At 65.8% G+C, this 19,375-nt stretch carries 20 protein-coding genes; 15 read left to right on the forward strand and 5 right to left on the reverse strand.

What is annotated here, in order from left to right:
• Nucleotides 1–131 precede the first annotated feature (131 nt).
• The 3 genes from AC06DU_RS14205 to AC06DU_RS14215 all read right to left on the reverse strand — a co-directional run bounded on the left by AC06DU_RS14205 (nt 132) and on the right by AC06DU_RS14215 (nt 3,382).
• Nucleotides 132–806 carry a YitT family protein gene (locus AC06DU_RS14205; RefSeq protein WP_024940756.1) on the reverse strand — a complete coding sequence of 225 codons (675 nt, stop codon included), beginning with the start codon at nt 804–806 and terminating at the stop codon, nt 132–134.
• A 285-nt stretch (nt 807–1,091) separates the two neighbouring features.
• A complete protein-coding gene (locus tag AC06DU_RS14210; protein WP_016902355.1) occupies nt 1,092–2,222 on the reverse strand; it encodes a PilT/PilU family type 4a pilus ATPase in 1,131 nt (376 codons plus the stop codon).
• A gap of 122 nt (nt 2,223–2,344) precedes the next feature.
• Nucleotides 2,345–3,382: a type IV pilus twitching motility protein PilT gene (locus AC06DU_RS14215; protein WP_003489919.1), complete on the reverse strand. Its 1,038-nt coding sequence runs from the start codon at nt 3,380–3,382 to the stop codon at nt 2,345–2,347.
• Nucleotides 3,383–3,704: 322 nt separating this feature from the next.
• Here AC06DU_RS14215 and AC06DU_RS14220 point away from each other — a divergent pair, with 322 nt between their 5' ends.
• From AC06DU_RS14220 to AC06DU_RS14250, 7 genes are all read left to right on the forward strand, one after another.
• The gene (locus AC06DU_RS14220; RefSeq protein WP_046343611.1) at nt 3,705–4,397 is read left to right on the forward strand and encodes a YggS family pyridoxal phosphate-dependent enzyme; all 693 of its coding nucleotides are present in this window, start codon (nt 3,705–3,707) and stop codon (nt 4,395–4,397) included.
• Nucleotides 4,398–4,458: 61 nt separating this feature from the next.
• Complete coding sequence (proC, locus tag AC06DU_RS14225; RefSeq protein WP_039519851.1) at nt 4,459–5,304, forward strand: pyrroline-5-carboxylate reductase; 846 nt, start codon at nt 4,459–4,461, stop codon at nt 5,302–5,304.
• Nucleotides 5,305–5,879: 575 nt separating this feature from the next.
• On the forward strand, nt 5,880–6,305 hold the full coding sequence (locus AC06DU_RS14230; protein WP_026064288.1) for an HU family DNA-binding protein: 426 nt from the start codon (nt 5,880–5,882) through the stop codon (nt 6,303–6,305).
• A gap of 135 nt (nt 6,306–6,440) precedes the next feature.
• Entirely contained in the window at nt 6,441–7,061 is a 621-nt protein-coding gene (locus tag AC06DU_RS14235; RefSeq protein WP_184378846.1) for a M23 family metallopeptidase, read from the forward strand.
• A gap of 92 nt (nt 7,062–7,153) precedes the next feature.
• Nucleotides 7,154–7,462 (forward strand): DUF3861 family protein, encoded by a 309-nt coding sequence (locus tag AC06DU_RS14240; RefSeq protein ID WP_024940752.1) that lies wholly within the window; start codon nt 7,154–7,156, stop codon nt 7,460–7,462.
• Nucleotides 7,463–7,741: 279 nt separating this feature from the next.
• Nucleotides 7,742–8,062, forward strand: a complete 321-nt coding sequence (locus AC06DU_RS14245) for a hypothetical protein (protein WP_478202681.1) — start codon at nt 7,742–7,744, stop codon at nt 8,060–8,062.
• Between the two features lie 55 nt (nt 8,063–8,117).
• Entirely contained in the window at nt 8,118–8,714 is a 597-nt protein-coding gene (locus AC06DU_RS14250) for a YceB family lipoprotein (protein WP_016902348.1), read from the forward strand.
• A 144-nt stretch (nt 8,715–8,858) separates the two neighbouring features.
• Here AC06DU_RS14250 and AC06DU_RS14255 read toward each other — a convergent pair whose 3' ends face one another.
• Both AC06DU_RS14255 and AC06DU_RS14260 read right to left on the reverse strand, forming a co-directional pair.
• Nucleotides 8,859–9,401 carry a type 1 glutamine amidotransferase domain-containing protein gene (locus AC06DU_RS14255; protein WP_046343621.1) on the reverse strand — a complete coding sequence of 181 codons (543 nt, stop codon included), beginning with the start codon at nt 9,399–9,401 and terminating at the stop codon, nt 8,859–8,861.
• Between the two features lie 106 nt (nt 9,402–9,507).
• On the reverse strand, nt 9,508–9,975 hold the full coding sequence (locus AC06DU_RS14260) for an SET domain-containing protein (protein ID WP_016902346.1): 468 nt from the start codon (nt 9,973–9,975) through the stop codon (nt 9,508–9,510).
• Nucleotides 9,976–10,149: 174 nt separating this feature from the next.
• Here AC06DU_RS14260 and AC06DU_RS14265 point away from each other — a divergent pair, with 174 nt between their 5' ends.
• The 8 genes from AC06DU_RS14265 to AC06DU_RS14300 all read left to right on the forward strand — a co-directional run bounded on the left by AC06DU_RS14265 (nt 10,150) and on the right by AC06DU_RS14300 (nt 19,358).
• Nucleotides 10,150–10,608 carry an SUF system Fe-S cluster assembly regulator gene (locus tag AC06DU_RS14265; protein ID WP_016902345.1) on the forward strand — a complete coding sequence of 153 codons (459 nt, stop codon included), beginning with the start codon at nt 10,150–10,152 and terminating at the stop codon, nt 10,606–10,608.
• 16 nt (nt 10,609–10,624) lie between these two features.
• On the forward strand, nt 10,625–12,082 hold the full coding sequence (gene sufB, locus AC06DU_RS14270) for a Fe-S cluster assembly protein SufB (protein ID WP_016902344.1): 1,458 nt from the start codon (nt 10,625–10,627) through the stop codon (nt 12,080–12,082).
• Between the two features lie 112 nt (nt 12,083–12,194).
• Nucleotides 12,195–12,959 carry a Fe-S cluster assembly ATPase SufC gene (sufC, locus tag AC06DU_RS14275; protein WP_039519836.1) on the forward strand — a complete coding sequence of 255 codons (765 nt, stop codon included), beginning with the start codon at nt 12,195–12,197 and terminating at the stop codon, nt 12,957–12,959.
• The gene (gene sufD / locus AC06DU_RS14280; RefSeq protein WP_104590126.1) at nt 12,959–14,221 is read left to right on the forward strand and encodes a Fe-S cluster assembly protein SufD; all 1,263 of its coding nucleotides are present in this window, start codon (nt 12,959–12,961) and stop codon (nt 14,219–14,221) included. Before sufC ends, sufD begins: the two co-directional genes overlap by 1 nt.
• On the forward strand, nt 14,218–15,462 hold the full coding sequence (locus AC06DU_RS14285) for a cysteine desulfurase (RefSeq protein ID WP_478202682.1): 1,245 nt from the start codon (nt 14,218–14,220) through the stop codon (nt 15,460–15,462). Before sufD ends, AC06DU_RS14285 begins: the two co-directional genes overlap by 4 nt.
• A gap of 142 nt (nt 15,463–15,604) precedes the next feature.
• Nucleotides 15,605–16,144 carry a GNAT family N-acetyltransferase gene (locus AC06DU_RS14290; protein ID WP_478202683.1) on the forward strand — a complete coding sequence of 180 codons (540 nt, stop codon included), beginning with the start codon at nt 15,605–15,607 and terminating at the stop codon, nt 16,142–16,144.
• Complete coding sequence (locus AC06DU_RS14295; protein WP_478202684.1) at nt 16,141–16,470, forward strand: non-heme iron oxygenase ferredoxin subunit; 330 nt, start codon at nt 16,141–16,143, stop codon at nt 16,468–16,470. The genes AC06DU_RS14290 and AC06DU_RS14295 overlap by 4 nt, the downstream gene beginning before the upstream one ends.
• Before the next feature lie 569 nt (nt 16,471–17,039).
• The gene (locus tag AC06DU_RS14300; RefSeq protein WP_478202685.1) at nt 17,040–19,358 is read left to right on the forward strand and encodes a TonB-dependent receptor; all 2,319 of its coding nucleotides are present in this window, start codon (nt 17,040–17,042) and stop codon (nt 19,356–19,358) included.
• Nucleotides 19,359–19,375: the final 17 nt, after the last annotated feature.

Below are 19,375 nucleotides of genomic sequence, written 5' to 3' on the forward strand. Positions count from 1 at the left end.
GCATCAGCGCGCAGACGCCGGCAGGCAGTTGCCCTGCCGCAGCTGCCGCGGGCATGCGCACATACCGCTCCGGCGTGATGGGTGCCGCTGCCGATCGCAGCGGCACCAAGGGATTCAGGTAACGCGTTGGATCAAACGCCCATATAACGATGCGGGCGGTGATTGAACATCAGCACCAGGCTCAGCATCAACGCGCCCAGCGCCGAATACAGCACCTTGTCCGGGGTGAGGACACTGAAGGCGACCAGCATCAGCATCGCATCGAAACTCATCTGCACCTTGCCGGCGCTCCAGCCGCGCTCGCGCTGCAGGTACACCGCCAGGATGCCGATGCCGCCCAGGCTGCCGCGATGGCGAATGAAGAACAGGATGCCCAGGCCCGCCAGCGCGCCGCCGACGATCGCCGAAAACAGCGTGCTGATGTGCGCGTAATCGGCCCAGCGCGGCAGCAGGTCGGTGAGCGCACCGCAGGCACCCACCGCGGCAAAGGTCTTCAGGGTGAATTCCCAGCCCATGCGGCGCACGCTCAGCCAATAGAACGGCAGGTTGACCAGCACGAACACCAGGCCGAAGTTCCAGTGCAGCGCGTAATGCAGCAGGAACGCCACGCCGGCCATGCCGCCGATCATCAGGCCGCCCTTGGCGAAGATCGCCAGGCCCAGCGAAGCCACCAGCGTCGCCAGCACCATGCCCTGCACGTCCTCGGCCACCGAGTGATGAAACGCGTGGTCGTCGGCCGGGGTGCCGGCCGAATCCGGTGGCGGCGTCAACGGACCGGAAGTCATCACTGTGCCGTCGTCGGGCAACGGCTGTTGCTCCGGACGGAGATCGGAATCGGGAAGGCTCACGGGCTGGGCACTGCGGTGGGGTGCGGATATTAGACACTATCGGCCCGCCTGGTTACATCTGAAACATCACCCCACGCGTGCGTTGCGCCGCTGCACGTTCATCGGCCATGGCGGCGCCCGCCGCCGGCATCGCGCGCGAAACAGCTGCAAGCAGCACGCTGGATCGGATCCAGCGCAGACCATCCCGCTTCCTTCCATGCACGCCTGGCCATCCGCCACGGCGTGCAGCGCTCCTGCAGGCGCTCAGCGAACCTCGGCGATCTCCACGCCATCCAGGCCCTGCGCCAGGGTCTTGGCGTCGCCGCCCTGCGACAGCTTGATGCGCAGGCGCACCTCGTTCTGCGAGTCGGCGTAGCGCAGCGCGTCTTCGTAGCTGATCTCGCCGGCCTGGTACAGCTCGAACAGGCTCTGGTCGAAGGTGCGCATGCCCAGGTTGGTGGACTCCTTCATGATCTCCTTGAGCTTGTGGATCTCGCCGTCGCGGATGTAGTCCTGCACCAGCGGCGTGCCCAGCATGATCTCCATGGCCACGCGGCGGCCGCGGCCATCCGGGGTTGGAATCAACTGCTGCGCGACCACGCCCTTGAGATTGAGCGACAGGTCCATCAACAGCTGGTTGCGCCGGTCTTCCGGGAAGAAGTTGATGATGCGGTCCATCGCCTGGTTGGCGTTGTTGGCGTGCAGGGTGCACAGCACCAGATGGCCGGTCTCGGCGAAGGCCACGGCATGATCCATGCCTTCACGGGTGCGCACCTCGCCAATCATGATCACGTCCGGCGCCTGGCGCAGGGTGTTTTTCAGCGCGTTTTCCCAGCTATCGGTATCGATGCCGACTTCGCGCTGGGTGATGATGCAGCCCTCGTGCTTGTGCACGAATTCGATCGGGTCTTCGATGGTGATGATGTGCCCGGTGGAATTCTGGTTGCGGTAACCGATCATCGCCGCCAGCGAGGTGGACTTGCCGGTGCCGGTGGCGCCGACGAAGATGATGATGCCGCGCTTGGTCATCGCCAGCGTCTTGATCACCGGCGGCAGGCTCAACTCTTCCACCGTGGGGATGCGCGTTTCGATCCGGCGCAGCACCATGCCGACCTGGTTACGCTGATAGAAGCAGCTCACGCGAAAGCGCCCGACCCCGGACACGCCGATGGCGAAATTGCACTCGTGGGTCTTTTCGAATTCTTCGCGCTGCGACGGCGTCATCACGTTCAACACCAGATCGCGGCTCTGTTGCGCGGTCAGCGGAGTCTGGGTGATCGGACTGATCTTGCCGTGCACCTTGATCGCCGGCGGCATCCCCGAGGTGATGAACAGATCCGACGCCTTCTGGTGCGCCATCAGCTTGAGGAAGGAGGTGAAGTCGATGGTGCTCATGGCGTGCTCCTTCGGAGCCGGAAATGGGGAATCGAGAATCGGGAATTGGAAAAGCCGGGAGCCGGGACCGGTCAGGGGTGCGTGCTTTCGCGATTCCCCTTTCCCGATTCCCTATTCCCGAATCACTCGAATATCCGCTTGTCCTTGGCGTACTCGCGTGCCTGGTTGCGCGTGATCAGGCTGCGCTTGACCAGGTCCTGCAGATGCTGGTCCAGCGTCTGCATGCCGTATTGCTGGCCGGTCTGGATCGAGGAATACATCTGCGCCACCTTGTCCTCGCGGATCAGGTTGCGGATGGCCGGGGTGCCGACCATGATTTCCCAGGCCGCGGTGCGTCCGCCGCCGACCTTCTTCAGCAGCGCCTGCGAAATCACCGCGCGCAGCGACTCGGACAGCATCGAGCGCACCATCGGCTTTTCGCCGGCCGGGAACACGTCGATGATGCGGTCGATGGTCTTGGCCGCCGAGCTGGTGTGCAGGGTGCCGAACACCAGGTGGCCGGTTTCGGCGGCGGTCAGCGCCAGGCGGATGGTCTCCAGATCGCGTAATTCGCCGACCAGGATGATGTCCGGATCTTCGCGCAGCGCCGAGCGCAGCGCCTCGTTGAAGCCGTGCGTATCGCGGTGCACTTCGCGCTGGTTGATCAGGCACTTTTGCGAGGTATGCACGAATTCGATCGGATCCTCGACCGTGAGGATGTGGCCGTATTCGTTCTTGTTGATGTAGTCGATCATGCCGGCGAGCGTGGTCGACTTGCCCGAACCGGTCGGGCCGGTGACCAGGATCAGACCCTGCGGCTGGTCGATCAACTGGCGGAAGATCGGCGGGCAGCCCAGGTCTTCCAGCGTCAGCACTTCGGAAGGAATGGTGCGGAACACCGCACCGGCGCCGCGGTTCTGGTTGAACGCGTTGACGCGGAAGCGCGCCAGCGACGGAATCTCGAACGAGAAGTCGACCTCGAGGAATTCCTCGTAATCGCGACGCTGCTTGTCCGACATGATGTCGTAGACCAGCGCGTGCACCTGTTTGTGGTCCAGGGCCGGAATATTGATGCGACGGACATCGCCATCGACACGGATCATCGGCGGCAAGCCGGCCGACAGATGCAGGTCCGATGCCTTGTTTTTGACGGAAAACGCCAATAGTTCAGCGATATCCATGCGCTGCTTTTCCCCTAGGCTGCGATTGGAAGGTACTCCCCGAGCGGCAGTATAGCGTTCTGGCTGCTGGCGGGAAGCGGCGCGCGGCCGGTTCAGGCCGGCACCGTCGGGCACGCCTGAAGGCGTTGGTTTGCGGCCGCGGTGCGGGCACGGTCCTTGCCTGGGCCAGCGCCGCGCCGATCGCCAGCTCGCCCCGCCTGTGGGCAGGCTCGGCGCGGGCTGGCGCCACTGCAGCGTCATCGCCGGCCCGATCCGACGCGCCGGCTGGAAGGACGCAGCCGGGGGCGGCACTATAGCGTTCCTTTCCCGCCTGGATTGCCACGTGCCGGCTTCGTCGCTGCAGCAGATTCTCGACGCCATCCACGCCGCCGCGGCTCGGCACGCGCGCGCCGATGTGCGCCTGCTGGCGGTGTCCAAGACCCGGCCGGCAGATGCGGTTGCCGCGCTGGCGGCGCAGGGCCAGCGCGCATTCGGCGAAAACTACGTGCAGGAAGCGCAAAGCAAGATTGCCCAACTGCAGACGCTCGGCCTGGAGTGGCACCTGATCGGCCACCTGCAATCCAACAAGGCCGAACTGGCCAGCCAGTGGTTCGACTGGGTGCAGACCGTGGATCGCGCCAAGCTGATCGCGCCGCTGGCCAACCATCGGCCGGCCGGTCGCGCACCCTTGAATGTGCTGATCCAGGTCAACATCGACGACGAGGACAGCAAGCACGGTTGCGCGCCGGAGGCGGTCGACGGCCTGGCCGCGGCCATCGCGCTGCAGCCGCGGCTGCAACTGCGCGGCCTGATGGCGATTCCCGCGCCATTCCCCGAGCAGGCGCGCCGCATGGCAGCGTTTACCCGCATGCAGGCACTGTTCGATGACCTCAAGCGCCGCTACCCGCAGGTGGATACCTTGTCGATGGGCATGAGCTCGGATTTTGCCGAAGCGATCGCGGCCGGCGCGACCATGGTGCGGGTCGGGACTGCGTTGTTCGGCGAACGCGGCTCGTCGGCTGCTGCAGCATCCTGACCGTCCGTCCCGATCGGCCTCGCGTAGCACATCGCCGTTTCCTCTTACTTAAGGTGTCGCAATGACTCTGCCCTCCTCGCCCGCGCCTTCCGCTGCAATCACCGCATTCGTCGGCGGCGGCAACATGGCGCGCAGCCTGATTGCCGGGCTGATCCGCCAAGGCGTGCCCGCGGCCAGCATCCGCGTCGCCGAGCCGGTGGCCGAACTGCGCGATGCGCTGTCGCGCGACTTCGGCGTGCATGCGGTGGAGCAGGCGCGCAGCGCCGTGGACGGCGCAGCCATCTGGGTGCTGGCGGTCAAGCCGCAGGTGCTGCCAGCGGTATGCGCGCAGCTGGCCGATCTTGCTCAGGCGCAGCAGCCGCTGCTGCTGTCCATCGCCGCCGGCATCACCGCTCCGCAGCTGGAGCGCTGGTCCGGCGGCGAGCTTGCGGTGGTGCGCGCAATGCCCAACACACCCGCCCTGCTCGGTGCCGGCGTCACCGGCTTGTATGCCAATCCACGCGTCTCCGACGCGCAACGCGCGCAGGCAACCGGCCTGCTGGAGAGCGCCGGCGTCACCGTCTGGATCGACGACGAGGCGCAGATGGATGCGGTGACCGCGGTCTCCGGCAGCGGGCCGGCCTATGTATTTCTGCTGGCCGAAGCGATGGAAGCCGCCGCGCAGGCGCAAGGCCTGCCAGCCGACACCGCACGCACGCTGGTGCTGCAGACCCTGCTCGGTGCCTCGCGCATGCTGACCGAATCGGGCGAAGCACCGGAGCTGCTCCGCCGCCGGGTGACCTCGCCCAACGGCACCACGCAGGCGGCAATCGAGACATTTCAGGCCGGCCAGTTCGAAGCGCTCACCGCCAAGGCGATTGCCGCAGCGACCGAGCGCGGCCGTAGCCTGTCGGCGGCCAATGATTAGTCGACCGGTGACGGGACATCGTCCAAAGCAGGAATGTCTCGCAGCGGCCAGCCGTGACGCGCGCGGGAGTGCCACGGCGACCGTGCAGTGGAACCGTCACGACACGTCGCGCATCGGCGCCTGCCAGGTGCAGGAGAAAACCCGGCGCACGTGACTGGCGCAGATGGCAGCAACAGCGCGAACGCAGCGGGTCGACGGATCGAAGCCGGCAACGCCAGACGTCTCCTGCAAGGCGTAGCCACGCAGCAACGCTGATCGCGGCAGCGAACGCCACCGCCAGCTGCACGCCGTAGCCACTCCTCAGCGGCGAGCGCGATGCAAAACGCACACAGGGCTTCGCGCAAACGATCTGCTGCTATGCGTCAGACACGGCATCGCCCTGCGCCTCGCAGCCGTGTCGACAGCGCTTTCGCGGAGGTTTTCTGCCGCCGGTGAACGAATCCCCGTCAAAAGACGCTTTTTTTCGGTTGTTTCATCGTTTCCCTATTGGCGGCGCGCAGCAGTTGCCCTACATTTCGCGTTGCCGACTGGGTCGGCAGACCCAACACCACCAACGATCACGGAACACATAACTCATGGCAAAAACCGCCGCTAAGAAGGCTGCCCCCAAGAAGGCAGTGAAAAAGGTCGCCGCGACCAAGACCGCAAAGCCGGCCAAGGCCGCTGCTGCCAAGTCCGCTGCGCCGAAGCCGATCAAGGAAGCGCTGAGCAAGACCGGCCTGGTCGCGCACATTGCCGAATCCACCCAGCTGGCTCCGAAGGACGTCCGCGCTGTTCTGGCGACGCTGGAATCGGCCGCTCATTCGTCGCTGAGCAAGAAGGGCGCCGGCTCGTTCACCCTGCCGGGCATGCTGAAGCTGACCAGCGTCCATGTGCCGGCCAAGCCGAAGCGCAAGGGCATCAACCCGTTCACCAAGGAAGAGCAGACCTTTGCAGCGAAGCCGGCCAGCTTCAAGGTCAAGGCTCGCCTGCTGAAGAAGTTGAAGGACGCCGCGCTCTAATCGAGCACGTCTGCGTTGTCACGAAGGCGGCCTGCGGGCCGTCTTTTTTGTGCGCGCGCGTGACCGCCCGCATCACTCCCCACATGCTGCTCATCGCCGCTTGCCTACCCTGCACGCTGATTTGCAACGCAGCAGGTGCATGTGACCGATCCGTCGTCTCCTCGCCCACCCACACCGCCGTCATCGGCAACCCGCAGCCCCGCGCGCCGGGTGCGCCGGCTGCTGGTGTCGATCGCGCTGCTGTGCGCCCTGGGTGTGGCCGCACGCTGGGCATGGCAGTTGCCAGTTGCCGAACAATTGCGGACTAGTTGGGAGCTGTCGCGCATGCCGCCACCCGTGCAGTTGTCGGTTCCGGTCGAAGGCGTGCAGGCGCGCCGCATCGCCGACACCTTCGGCGCACCGCGCGGTCGCGACCGACGCCATGCCGGCGTGGATATCTTCGCGCCGCGCGGCACGCCGGTGCTGTCCGCAACACGCGGGGTGGTCAGCGCCATCCGCGATCAAGGCCTAGGCGGCAAGCAGGTCTGGGTGCTCGGGCCGGCGATGGAACGCCATTACTACGCGCACCTGGACGATTGGGCCGCCGGGCTGACCGTTGGCGATGTCGTCGAGCCCGGCACACCGCTCGGCATGGTCGGCACCACCGGCAACGCGCGCGGCACGCCGCCACATCTGCACTATGGTGTCTATGGGCGCAACGGTGCGTACGATCCACTGCCGCTGCTGCGCAAACCCGTGCCACAGCCGGCACAGTGAGCATGCTGGAACACTGCGTCATGGCCTGAGCTATCGAGGCCGTTGCTGGCTACGCCTATGGTGGAGTCAGCCCAAGGAACGACGCCCCCTCCATGTCCCGAAAACGCTATCGCATTACGGTCACGCCCATCGAGAGCGATGGCCGCCCCTGCAGCGATCGCTGCACCATCGAATTCGAACAGCGCTCGCGGGCCGACTGGATGCGGCTGCTCGAGGAGCTGCACCTGCGACGCGATCTGAGCAGCGACGAATGCGCGGCGCTGACGGTCGGCTCGCAGCTGCTGGAAGACCTGGCCGCCCGCCCGCGCGCGCAGCCAAGCGATGCACTGGAGGCCTTGCGGCCAAAACTGCAGTTGCTGCTGGAGCGCCTGCAACGCGTGCAACCGGCCGCCGGCACCTGAGACCGGCGTCGCGGCGACCGCTACACTGCGCGCATCGGGGATGGGAGATGCGCCATGCGTGGGTTGGGGATCGTCATGCTTGCAACGGCAATTGCCGGTTGCAGTTGCCATCGCAGCGCTGACAAAGAAACGGGCAACGCGGCAGCGTCCTCGCAAGTTGCAGCGGCGACGCAAACGCCGACTACCGCCACCACAGACAACACGCCCGCACGACCCGCAAGCGATGCAACCCCTGACGATGCGGTTGCGCGCGCCAACTTCGCCAAAGCAAGCGCGACCGTGCAGCGATACCTGGGCGCGTTGCCAGGTGCGGCACGTGGTGATGCCGATGCACTGTGGAGCGGCGGTCGTCCTGCGCCGGTGCCGGACGATGCGGCGCTGCGCGGTATCGGCAATATCCAGTCGATGCGTATCAATAACGACGCGCCCATCGCACTGGATCAGGAACAGCCCCCGCGCCGGATCGAAGTGCCGGTGCAAGTGATCGTGCGCACCGACACCGGCACCCAACGCCTGGTCGGCGCCTACCGGCTGCAGCCGCGCAGCGGCAGCGACGACTGGGAGATCTACTCGGCCACCCTGCACCCGGTATTGCGCTAACCCACGGTTCACCGGCACCGACTAAGGTGATCGCACCTGTTGCCGGAGTCACCCGATGAAACTGCGTTCGCTTGCCGGATCCATGCTTGCCCTCGCTCTGGCGCTACCCACGACCAGCGCGTGGGCAACGCCGCAGATCCAGGGACACCAGATCAGTGTACAGGGCAGCGACCTGCAGCAATTCCTGGGTGGCCGCTTCCCGCAAACGCACGATGCGCTGGGCGGCCTGGTCGAGATGACGGTCAGCAATCCGGCACTGTCGCTGCCGCCGGGCGACCGGCTCAAGATGGCCTTCGACCTGGCGCTCGCCACTGCCGGCGGCGCGCCGGCACCGGTCGGCAATGTGACCCTGACCAGCGCACTGCGCTATGACACGGCCAAGCAGGGCTTTTATCTCGATCAACCCACCATCGATGATTTCCGGCCGGCCAACGCTGGTGCAAAACTCGACCACAGCACCCGCCAGCTGCTCAATGCCTGGCTGGCCGATTACGCGCGCAAGGAGCCGATCTATCGCATCGATCCGGCCATCGCAGCGGTGATGGGCAATGTGCAGGTGGAGTCGGTCGGCATCCAGAACGGCCGCGTCGCGGTGAATTTCAACCAGAACATCGAGCAGCTGGTGCCGGCCGCTGCACTGTCCGGGAAATAGGCTGACGCGCCAGTTGCGACGCATGGCTTGAAACACGCCGTCATGCCGTCGCGCCGATCTGCGCAAGCGGCCCTCGGATCAAGACAAGGGCCCGGCATCACCACGCCGGGCTTTTGTTTTCATCTCAACGTTGCAGGGGACCGATCAGGCCACCAGGGCCTTGGCCACTGCAGCGGTAAAGGCCGGGATATCGTCGGGCTTGCGGCTGGTGATCAGCGACCCGTCGACAACCACCTCCGCATCCTGCCAGCGTGCGCCGGCATTGCGCAGGTCGGTCTTGACCGACGACCACGAGGTGACGTCACGGTCGCGAACCAGATCGCTTTCCACCAGCAGCCACGGGCCGTGGCAGATCGCGGCGACCGGCTTGTCGGCACTGGCAAAGGCCTGGATGAATGCGATCGCCTTGGCGTCGCCGCGCAAGGTGTCGGGGTTGAGCACCCCGCCGGGCAGCACCAGCGCATCGTAGCTGTCGACCTTGGCCTGATCCAGCCGCTGGTCCACCGGCACCGAATCGCCCCAGTCGGTCTTGTTCCAGGCGCGGATCTGCGCAGCGTCGCCGGGCGCAATCACGTCGACCTTGGCGCCCCAGGATTCCAGCAGACGCTTGGGCTCAATGAGTTCGGATTGTTCGAAGCCATCGGTGGCCAGCACTGCGATGGTCTTGCCGGAGAGCGAATACGACATGTGGGGACTCCTCACTGAAAAGAAGCCCGCACGCTAGGCGTGCGCCTGTTGCGCACGAGTGAATCGATGTGTGCGCCGCGTCAGTGCGGCGCCAGGATATCGGTGCTCAGCGCTTGGGCTGCAGCATCGTGCCGGTGCAGTTCTTCGACCCGCAGCGGCATGCCCAGATCTTCTTCAGACGCGGCGTATGCCGCTCGGCCAGGGTGATGCCGTAGTTGTAGGTGAGCTCTTCGCCGGCCTTGATCGCGCGCTTGGCCTCGATGAAGATCTTGTCCTTGCTGCGGTCGTCGCCTTCGGCCTCTTCGATCACCGCCTCGCAATTGGGATTGCAGCTGTGGTTGATCCAGCGCGCGACATTGCCTTCGTAATTGGCATCCAGCACGTAGTCGTCGCTGAGCGTGAACAGGAAGGTGTGGCCGCTCTCCACATCGCCGGTGTCATCGGCATCCACTTCCGCATGCGTGCGCAGGCGCCCCTTGTACTGGATGATGCGCTCGCCCTTGCGGAGCGCGGCGAGGGCGAACATGCCATTGCCGTGGATACGTGACTTGCGGGCGGCAACTTTGCGCGACATGAAGGGGTCCAGTGATGGGGCCGCTCATTGTGACTGCAGTGCGACGATGCGCCAAGCACAAGCGCAGCAGTACCCGCAACGGCTGCTGCTTGCCGGCGGCTGAACCAGGCAGGTGGCCCTGCCCCGGCTAAAAGCGTACAATTTCGGTCCGCTTTCGGATTTATCGCCTTCCTCATGTTGCGCGTCACCAAACTCACCGATTACGCCACCGTCGTGTTGACCGTCCTGGCAGCGCGCTGCGGCCAGGTGCTCAGCGCCAGCGAACTTGCCGAGCAGGCCGGCCTGGAAGCGCCAACCGTGAGCAAGATCCTCAAGCCGCTGTCGCAGGCGGGCCTGGTCGAAGGGCTGCGCGGCGTGCACGGCGGCTACCGGCTGGCGCGCGCGGCCAGCGAGATCACGCTGGTGGAAATCGTCGAGGCGATGGAAGGCCCGCTGGCGATCACCGAATGCAGCCAGGACCACAGCCAGTGCGGCATCGCGCAGACATGCGGGGTGCGTTCCAACTGGCGCCTGATCAACGACGTGGTCGGCGATGCATTGCGTCGCGTCACGCTCGCACAGATGTTGCAGCCCCTCTCTCTCCCTGGCGACAGCCGTCGGCGTTCCATCGCCGCACGCGTCGCGACCACCTGACCCTGTAGGCAGCCCGATGGCCACCGAACTTGCACCCCCGCAGAATGCCGAAATTATCGAACGGCTGGGCCGACGCTACGACGCCGGCTTCATCACCGAGATCGAATCGGACTCGCTCCCGCCCGGCCTGGACGAGGACGTCATCCGTGCCTTGTCGGCCAAGAAGGACGAGCCGCAATGGATGACCGACTGGCGTCTTGAGGCGTATCGGCACTGGCTGAAGATGCCGATGCCGGAATGGGCGAAGCTGAAGGTCTCGCCGATCGACTTCCAGGCGCTGAGCTATTACTCCGCGCCCAAGGGCCCGAAGTACGCCTCGCTGGACGACGTGCCCAAGGAACTGCTCGACACCTACGACAAGCTCGGCGTGCCGTTGCACGAGCGCGCCCGGCTGGCCGGCGTGGCGGTGGACGCGGTGTTCGACTCGGTCTCGGTCGGCACCACCTTCCGCAAGGAACTGGCCGAAAAGGGCGTGATCTTCTGTTCGATGTCCGAGGCGATCAAGGAACATCCGGAGATCGTCAAACAGTACCTGGGCAGCGTGGTGCCGGTCGGCGACAACTATTTCGCCGCGCTCAACTCGGCGGTGTTCTCCGACGGCAGCTTCGTGTTCATTCCTGCGGGCGTGCGTTGCCCGATGGAACTGAGCACCTATTTCCGCATCAATGCCGGCCACACCGGGCAGTTCGAGCGCACCCTGATCGTGTGCGAGGACAAGGCCTACGTGTCGTATCTGGAAGGCTGCACCGCACCAATGCGCGACGAAAACCAGCTGCACGCGGCGGTGGTCGAGCTGGTGGCGCTGGAAGATGCCGAGATCAAGTATTCGACCGTGCAGAACTGGTACCCGGGTGACGAGGAAGGCCGTGGCGGCATCTACAACTTCGTCACCAAGCGTGCCGAATGCCGTGGCGCGCGCAGCAAGGTCACCTGGACCCAGGTCGAAACCGGCTCGGCGATCACCTGGAAGTATCCGTCCTGCGTGCTGCTCGGCGACGATTCAGTCGGCGAGTTCCACTCGGTGGCGCTGACCCATCACCGTCAGCAGGCCGACACCGGCACCAAGATGATCCACATCGGCAAGCGCACCAAGAGCAAGATCGTCAGCAAGGGCATCAGTGCAGGCCGCGGGCAGAACACCTATCGCGGTCTGGTCAAGGTGGACCGCAATGCCGACGGCGCGCGCAACTACACCCAGTGCGACTCGTTGCTGATCGGCAAGCAGTGCGGCGCGCACACCTTCCCCTATATCGAGGTGAAGAATCCCGGCGCCACCGTCGAGCACGAGGCCACCACCTCCAAGATCAGCGATGACCAGCTGTTCTATTGCCGCGCGCGCGGCATCAGCCAGGAAGACGCGGTGTCGTTGATCGTCGACGGCTTCTGCAAGCAGGTGTTCCGCGAGCTGCCGATGGAGTTCGCGGTGGAGGCCAAGAAGCTGCTGGAAGTCTCGCTGGAAGGCAGCGTCGGCTGACGCCAACGGAATCGGGAGTGGGGAATGGAGAATCGGTATCGGTTCTCTTTCCTGCTCCTTGCCGCGCCAACGTCTCGCATTACCCATTCCCTATTCTCGATTCTCTATTCCCATGCTTACGATCAACAACCTCCACGCCAGCATTGCCGGCAAAGACATCCTCAAGGGCCTGTCGCTGGACATCCAGCCGGGCCAGGTGCACGCCATCATGGGGCCCAACGGCGCGGGCAAATCCACGCTGGGCAACGTGCTGGCCGGGCGCGACGGCTATGAAGTCAGCGCCGGTACCGTGCAGTTCGAAGGCAAGGACCTGCTCGAGCTGCCGCCGGAAGAACGCGCCGCCGCCGGCCTGTTCCTGGCCTTCCAGTACCCGGTGGAAATCCCCGGCGTCAACAACACCTACTTCCTGCGCGCCGCACTCAATGCGCAGCGCAAGGCGCGTGGCGAAGACGAGCTGGACTCGATGCAGTTCCTCAAGCTGGTGCGGCAGAAGCTGGCCGTGCTGCATCTGAAGGACGAGCTGCTGCATCGCGGCGTCAACGAAGGCTTCTCCGGTGGCGAAAAGAAGCGCAACGAGATCTTCCAGCTGGCCGTGCTCGAGCCCAAGCTCGCCATCCTGGACGAGACCGATTCGGGCCTGGACATCGATGCGCTCAAGAGCGTTGCCGACGGCGTCAACGCGCTGCGCTCGCCGGAGCGTTCGTTCCTGGTGATCACTCACTATCAGCGCCTGCTCGACTACATCACCCCGGACGTGGTGCATGTGCTGGCCGAAGGCCGCATCGTGCAGAGCGGCGGCCCGGAACTGGCGCTGGAGCTGGAAAAGCACGGCTACCACTTCCTGAAGGACCGCGTGGTGCCCGAGGCGGCTGCCTGATGAGCGCCCTGCTGGAATCCCTCGCCCGCGGTTTCTGCGGTAACGATGCGCGCCGGGTCGAACTCGATGCCGCGCTGCAGGCCGGCCTGCCCGGCCCGCGCGCCGAAGCCTGGAAATACACCTCGCTGCGGCAGCTGGAGCGGCGCAGCTTCCAGCCCGCGCCGCTGGTGCCGACACTGATCGACGCCGCGCTGCTGGACGAGATCCCATCGCCGCGGCTGGTGTTCGTCAACGGCCGCCCGTCCGACGCATTGAGCGACCTGTCGACGCTGCCGGACGGCGTGCAGCTGGACACCTTGTCAGCGTCGCTGGCCGCCGGCGACGAGGCGCAGCAGTTGCTCGGCCGCCGTTTCGACGGCAGCGATGAGATCTTTGCGCGCCTCAACGCCGCACTTGCCGACGAAGGCGTACTGGTGCGCGTACAGGACGGCGCGCAGATCGAGGCGCCGCTGCATCTGGTCTTTATCGGCGTGGCCGGCGAGCACGACCTGTCCTGGCACCACCGTCACCTGATCGAACTGCGTGCCGGCGCGGCATTGAACGTGGTCGAGCACCACCTGCATGTCGGCGATGCCGCGCATCTGCACAACAGCCTGATGCATGTGCATCTGGCCCAGGATGCGGTGCTGTCGCATGCGCGCGTGCAGGCCGACAGCGCGCACGCAACGTCGCTGCTGCGCACCGATGCAGTGCTGGCGCGCAATGCGCGCTACCAGCGCGTGGACCTGGAACTGGGTGCCAACCTGTCGCGCCACGAGCTCAACGTGCGCCTGGAAGGCAACAACGCCCAGCTCACCGCCAATGGCGTGCTGCTCGGCAACGGCCGCCGCCATGTCGATACACGGCTGGGCATCGCGCACATCGCACGCGACACCACCTGCGAGCTGGTCTGGCGCGGCGTGGGCGCCGATCGCAGCCGGGTGGTCTTCCACGGCGGCATCAACATCCGTCCGGGCGCCGATGGCACCGACGCGCGGCTGTCGAACAAGAACCTGCTGCTGTCGGCCAATGCCGAGATCGACACCCAGCCGGTGCTGGTGATCGATGCCGAGGAAGTGCAGGCCGCGCATGGCGCCACCGTCGGCCAGCTCGACGACAATGCCTTGTTCTACCTGCGCTCGCGCGGTCTGCCGCAGGCCGAGGCGCAGCGTTTGTTGAGCGCGGCATTCTGCCACGAGCCGCTGCGCGTGCTTCCCCCCGCGCTGACTGCGGTGCTGGCGCTGCAGCTGGACCGCGCACTGGCCTCGGCAGGCGTGGCATGAACACGCCCGCCGCCACGCAACTGGCCGCGCCGGACTGGGAGCGCGTGCGCTCGGATTTCCCGCTGCTGATGCGGCAGGTGCATGGCAAGCCGCTGATCTATTTCGACAACGCCAACACCGGGCAGAAGCCGCTGCAGGTCATCGCCGCGACCGACGAGTTCTATCGTCGTCAGAACGCCAATGTGAGCCGCGCAGTGCATGCGCTGGGCACCGAGGCCACCGACGCCTTCGAAGGCTCGCGCAGCAAGCTCGCCCGCTTTCTCAACGTGCGTGCCGACGAACTGGTGCTGTGCAGCGGCACGACCTTTGCAATCAATCTGGTGGCCTATTCCTGGGCGCTGCCGCGCCTGGGCGCCGGCGATGTGATCCTGATCTCGCGCATGGAGCACCACGCCAACATTGTGCCGTGGCAGCTGGTGGCACAACGCACCGGCGCGACCATCCGCGTGGCCGAGATCACCCCGGACGGCGCACTGGACCTGGACGCCTTGCGCAAGGCGATGACGCCGGAGGTCAAGCTGCTGGCGATCACGCATGTGTCCAATGTGCTGGGCACGGTCAATCCGGTGCGCGAGATCTGCCGCGAGGCGCGCAAGCGCGGCATCGTCACCGTGGTGGACGGCTCGCAGGCGGCGCCGCATCGGCGTATCGACGTGGCCGGCATCGGCTGCGATTTCTACGCCATCACCGGCCACAAGATGTGCGGGCCCACCGGCACCGGCGCGCTGTGGGCACGGCGCGAACACCTGCAGGCGATGCCGCCGTTCCTGGGCGGCGGCGAGATGATCAAGGAAGTCAGCTTCGAGGGCACGGTGTTCAACGATGCCCCGCACAAGTTCGAAGCCGGTACGCCCAACATCGCCGGTTTCATCGGCCTGGGCGCGGCAGTCGATTACCTGGAGTCGGTCGGGCTGGCGCACGTGGAAGCGCGCGAGGCCGAGCTGCTGGCGCATTTCACCGAAGAACTGCAGCGCATCGACGGCCTGCGCATCTTCGGCACCACGCCGGACAAGGCCGCTGTTGTGTCGTTCCTGATCGAAGGCGCGCATGCCCACGACCTGGCCACCCTGCTCGACCTGGAAGGCGTCGCGGTCCGCTCGGGCCAGCACTGCGCGCACCCGCTGCTGCAGTACTACGGCGTCGCCGCCACCTGCCGCGCCTCGCTGGCGTTCTACAACACGCATGACGAGATCGAGCGCTTCGTTGCTGCGTTGGTGAAGGTGCGTCGCCTGCTGGGTTGATTGGAATCGGGAATCGGGAATGGAGAATCGGAAAAGCGGCTGTCCCGCATACTGATGCAGTTCGACATGTTGGAAGTAGCTCATCGAGCGGCGCAACGCTATTCCCGATTCCCGATTCCCGATTCCCGCTAAACTGCTCCCCATGCAGACCACCACCTTCCGTACCGCCACCGTCGACGACATCGACGCCCTTGTGTCGCTGGTGACCTCGGCCTATCGCGGCGATGTCAGCCGCGTTGGCTGGACCACCGAGGCCGATTTTCTCGACGGCGCGCGGATCGATCCTGCGGTGTTGCGCGAGGACCTGTTGCGCGACCGCAGCCTGGTACTGCTGGTCGAACAGGACGGGCGCCTGCTGGCCTGCGCGCATATCGCCGACGACCACGGTGCCGGCTACTTCGGCATGTTCGCGGTGGACCCGTCGCTGCAGGGCGGCGGGCTGGGCAAGACGCTGCTGGCCGAGGCCGAGCGTATCGCCTACACCGAGTGGCAGCTGCCGGTGATGCGGATGACGGTGATCGACATCCGCGACGAGTTGATCGCGTTCTACGAGCGACGCGGTTACCGCCGCACCGGCGTCTTCAAACCGTTCCCGTATGGCGACAAGCGTTTCGGCGTGCCGCTGCGCCAGGACCTGCGCTTTGAGGTGCTGGAAAAACCGCTTGGCGGCGCAGCGCTGTGAGCGACACCTGGACCTTCGTCTGCGCCAGCGAGGCGCTGCTGCCCGGCGAGCTGCATACCGTCTGGGATGAGGTGACCGATACCCCAATCGTGATCTTCAACCTCGACGGCGAGCTGTACGCGCTGGAAGACCGCTGCAGCCACGAAGACTACGAATTGTCGCCGGGCACGTTCGACCCGGCAGAAGGCAGCATCGAGTGCCTGCTGCACAGCGCCCGCTTCGACATCCGCGACGGCCGCCCGCTGTGCGCACCGGCCTACACCGCGGTGCCCAAGTTCCCGGTCAAGCGCGAACACGGCGGCATCTGGACCCGCGACGACCGCTGAGACCAGCCGGACCCGTGGGTGACGCGGTCGCCATGAGCTCAGACCGCTCAGGACGCTGATCAGCAGTCTCGGTCCCGTCCGGCGCTTGCCCCTGGAGTGCGTAGATCCGCGCCCCGCAGGAAAAGGACGCGCTGCCACGCCAGCGAGCGGGACCAGCCGTGCAAGCGCCACCTCGGCCGGCCAGCAGGCGCAAACCCGTGCGGGTCCCCATGCAAGCCCGCAGTGATCGCCGCAATGGCCTGACGCCTCAGCCAGCGCGATTGCCCGGTGCATGTCGCCAGCCGACAAAGATTGCAAAGAAGAATGATTTGCATTTAAGATCGCAACCCTTCAGGCCTTCTTAACAACTGGCCTGCCCTGCGATCCCATGCGCCCAGCTCTGCTCGACACTTTTTTCCCGATCCTGCCCCGCATGCGCCTTGCTGCGCAGCGCCTGTGCGTGTCCGGAGACTGGTCGGGCCGACTGGCCGCCTCGGGCTAGCGGGCGCGCATTCCCCGATCCACTTCCCTTCCCGCATCCGCCGAGCCATCGCCAGGCCGGAGCCTCGCTTTCCTCTTCGAGACGCCTCATGACTCCCAGGATTTCCCCGCTCACCTCGGCCGTGTTGCTGACGCTGTCCGCTCCTGCCTTCGCCCAGCCTGGCGATGCGCCGGCGCCTCCGGGCGCGGTCGATCTGGACGCCATCCGGGTGCAGCAGGAACGCGCGCAGAAGCCGTCCTCGCCCAAGTACACCGAGGTGCTGCGCGACACGCCGCAGACGATCACCGTGGTGACCAAGCAGACCATGGACCAGCAGAACCTGCTGTCGCTGCGCGATGTGCTCAGCACCCTGCCCGGCATCACCTTCGGCGCCGGCGAAGGCGGCGGTGGCTATGGCGACAGCATCAACCTGCGCGGCTTCACCGCCAGCAGCGACATCACCACCGATGGCGTGCGCGACAGTGCGCAGTACAGCCGCAGCGACATCTTCAACCTTGAAGCGGTGGAGCTGATCAACGGCGCCAACTCGGCGATGTCCGGCGCCGGCTCGGTCGGCGGCAACATCAACCTGGTCACCAAGACCGCCGGCCAGGGCGACTTCACCAACGTCGTGGTCGGTGGCGGCAGCGACCGCTATGGCCGGCTGACTGCCGACAGCAATTACGACTTCGAAAACGGCACCGCGGTGCGCCTGAACGCGATGGGCCACACCCAGGACGTGCCGGGGCGCGATGAGGAGTTTCGTCATCGCTGGGGCTTTGCGCCGTCGGTGGCGTTCGGCCTGGGCTCGGATACCCGCTTCACCCTGAGCTACCTGCACCAGCACGACAACAACCTGCCGCAGTACGGCGTGCCGTTCGCGCTCAGCCCATTCAACGACGGCCCGTTGCCGGGCGTGGACCCGGAAACCTTCTTCGGTTACCGCAATACCTCGCGTCAGGAAATCGACGTGGACATGCTGACCGGCGTGCTGGAAATGGATTTCGACGACAACGTCAAACTGCGCAGCCTGGCGCGCGTGCAGCGCGTCGACCAGAGCACCAATGCCACCGCACCGCAGGGCACCTGGTGCCTGCCCAACGGCACCGACCCGTACACCGGCCGCGCCTGCGTCGGCCAGCCGGCGGCCAGCTGGAACCCCAACAGCGGCCCGCGCGGCCTGGTCCGCGAGACGGAAAACTTCATCGCACACAGCCAGACCGACCTGACCGCCACCTTGCACACCGGCGCCATCGAACACCGCGTGGTCGCAGGCGTGGCCTTCAGCAAGGAAGACTTCGAACTCAATAGCGGCACCACCTTCCGCAATGCCGATGGCTCGACCACCGGCATCACCTACCCGGTGCAGTCCTTCGACAATCCGTACAACATCTGGACCGGCCCGCAGAATTACTTCCGCACCGGGCGCAGCAAGGGCAGCCTGACCAATCAGGCGGTGTACCTGTTCGACACGCTGCAGTTCAACGAACAGTGGATGCTCAACCTGGGCGGCCGCTACGAGCACAACGAAGGCGACAGCACCACCTACACCGTCAACGCCGCCGGCAACGTCACCGGTGTGAGCGCGGGCTTCCCGGCCGGCAGCGAAGAGGACCTGTTCTCGTATCGTGCCGGCCTGGTATTCAAGCCGGCTGAGAACGCCAGCCTGTATCTGTCCTACGCCAACAGCAAGACGCCGTCCAAGGCCTCGGTCAACGGCTCGTGCACGCCGATCGCCACGGCCACCGCCGGCGCCAACTGCAATGTCGAGCCGGAGACGGCGGTCAACATCGAACTGGGCGGCAAGTGGGACGTGCTGGACCAGCGTCTGGCACTGACCGCTGCGCTGTTCCGCAACGAGCGCGAAAACTACAAGGTCAACAGCGGCGATCCGCTGATCCCCGAGCAGGTGCTGGATGGCAAGGCACGCGTGGACGGCATCGCGCTCGGCGCCGCCGGTTACCTGACCGACCGCTGGTCGATCTTCGCCAACTACACCTTCCTGGACAGCGAAGTGCTGCAGAGCGTGTCCAACCGCACCGAGAGCCTCACCGGCGACCCGGTGGCCGGACGCGACCTGGTGCAGACCCCGCGCAATGCCGGCAACATCTGGACCACCTATACGCTCAATCAGTGGACCTTCGGCTACGGTGTCACCTATCAGGGCGGTTTCTATCCCAACAACGCCTCGGCCGCGGCCTATCGCAAGACCGACGACTACTGGGTGCACCGCGCGATGGTCGGCCTGCGCGTCAACGACTGGCTCAGCCTGCAGTTGAACGTCAACAACCTGTTCGACGAGGAGTACTACACCAGCGTGCGCAACAACCTCACCGTCAATGCGGCCGGCACCGTCACCGCCGGCAGTGGCTGGGCACTTCCGGGCGAAGGCCGCTCGGCGGTGTTGAGCGCCACCTTCAGTTTCTGACCCACTGACACGCCGCC

It is taken from the genome of Xanthomonas sp. NCPPB 3200 (assembly GCF_056393585.1).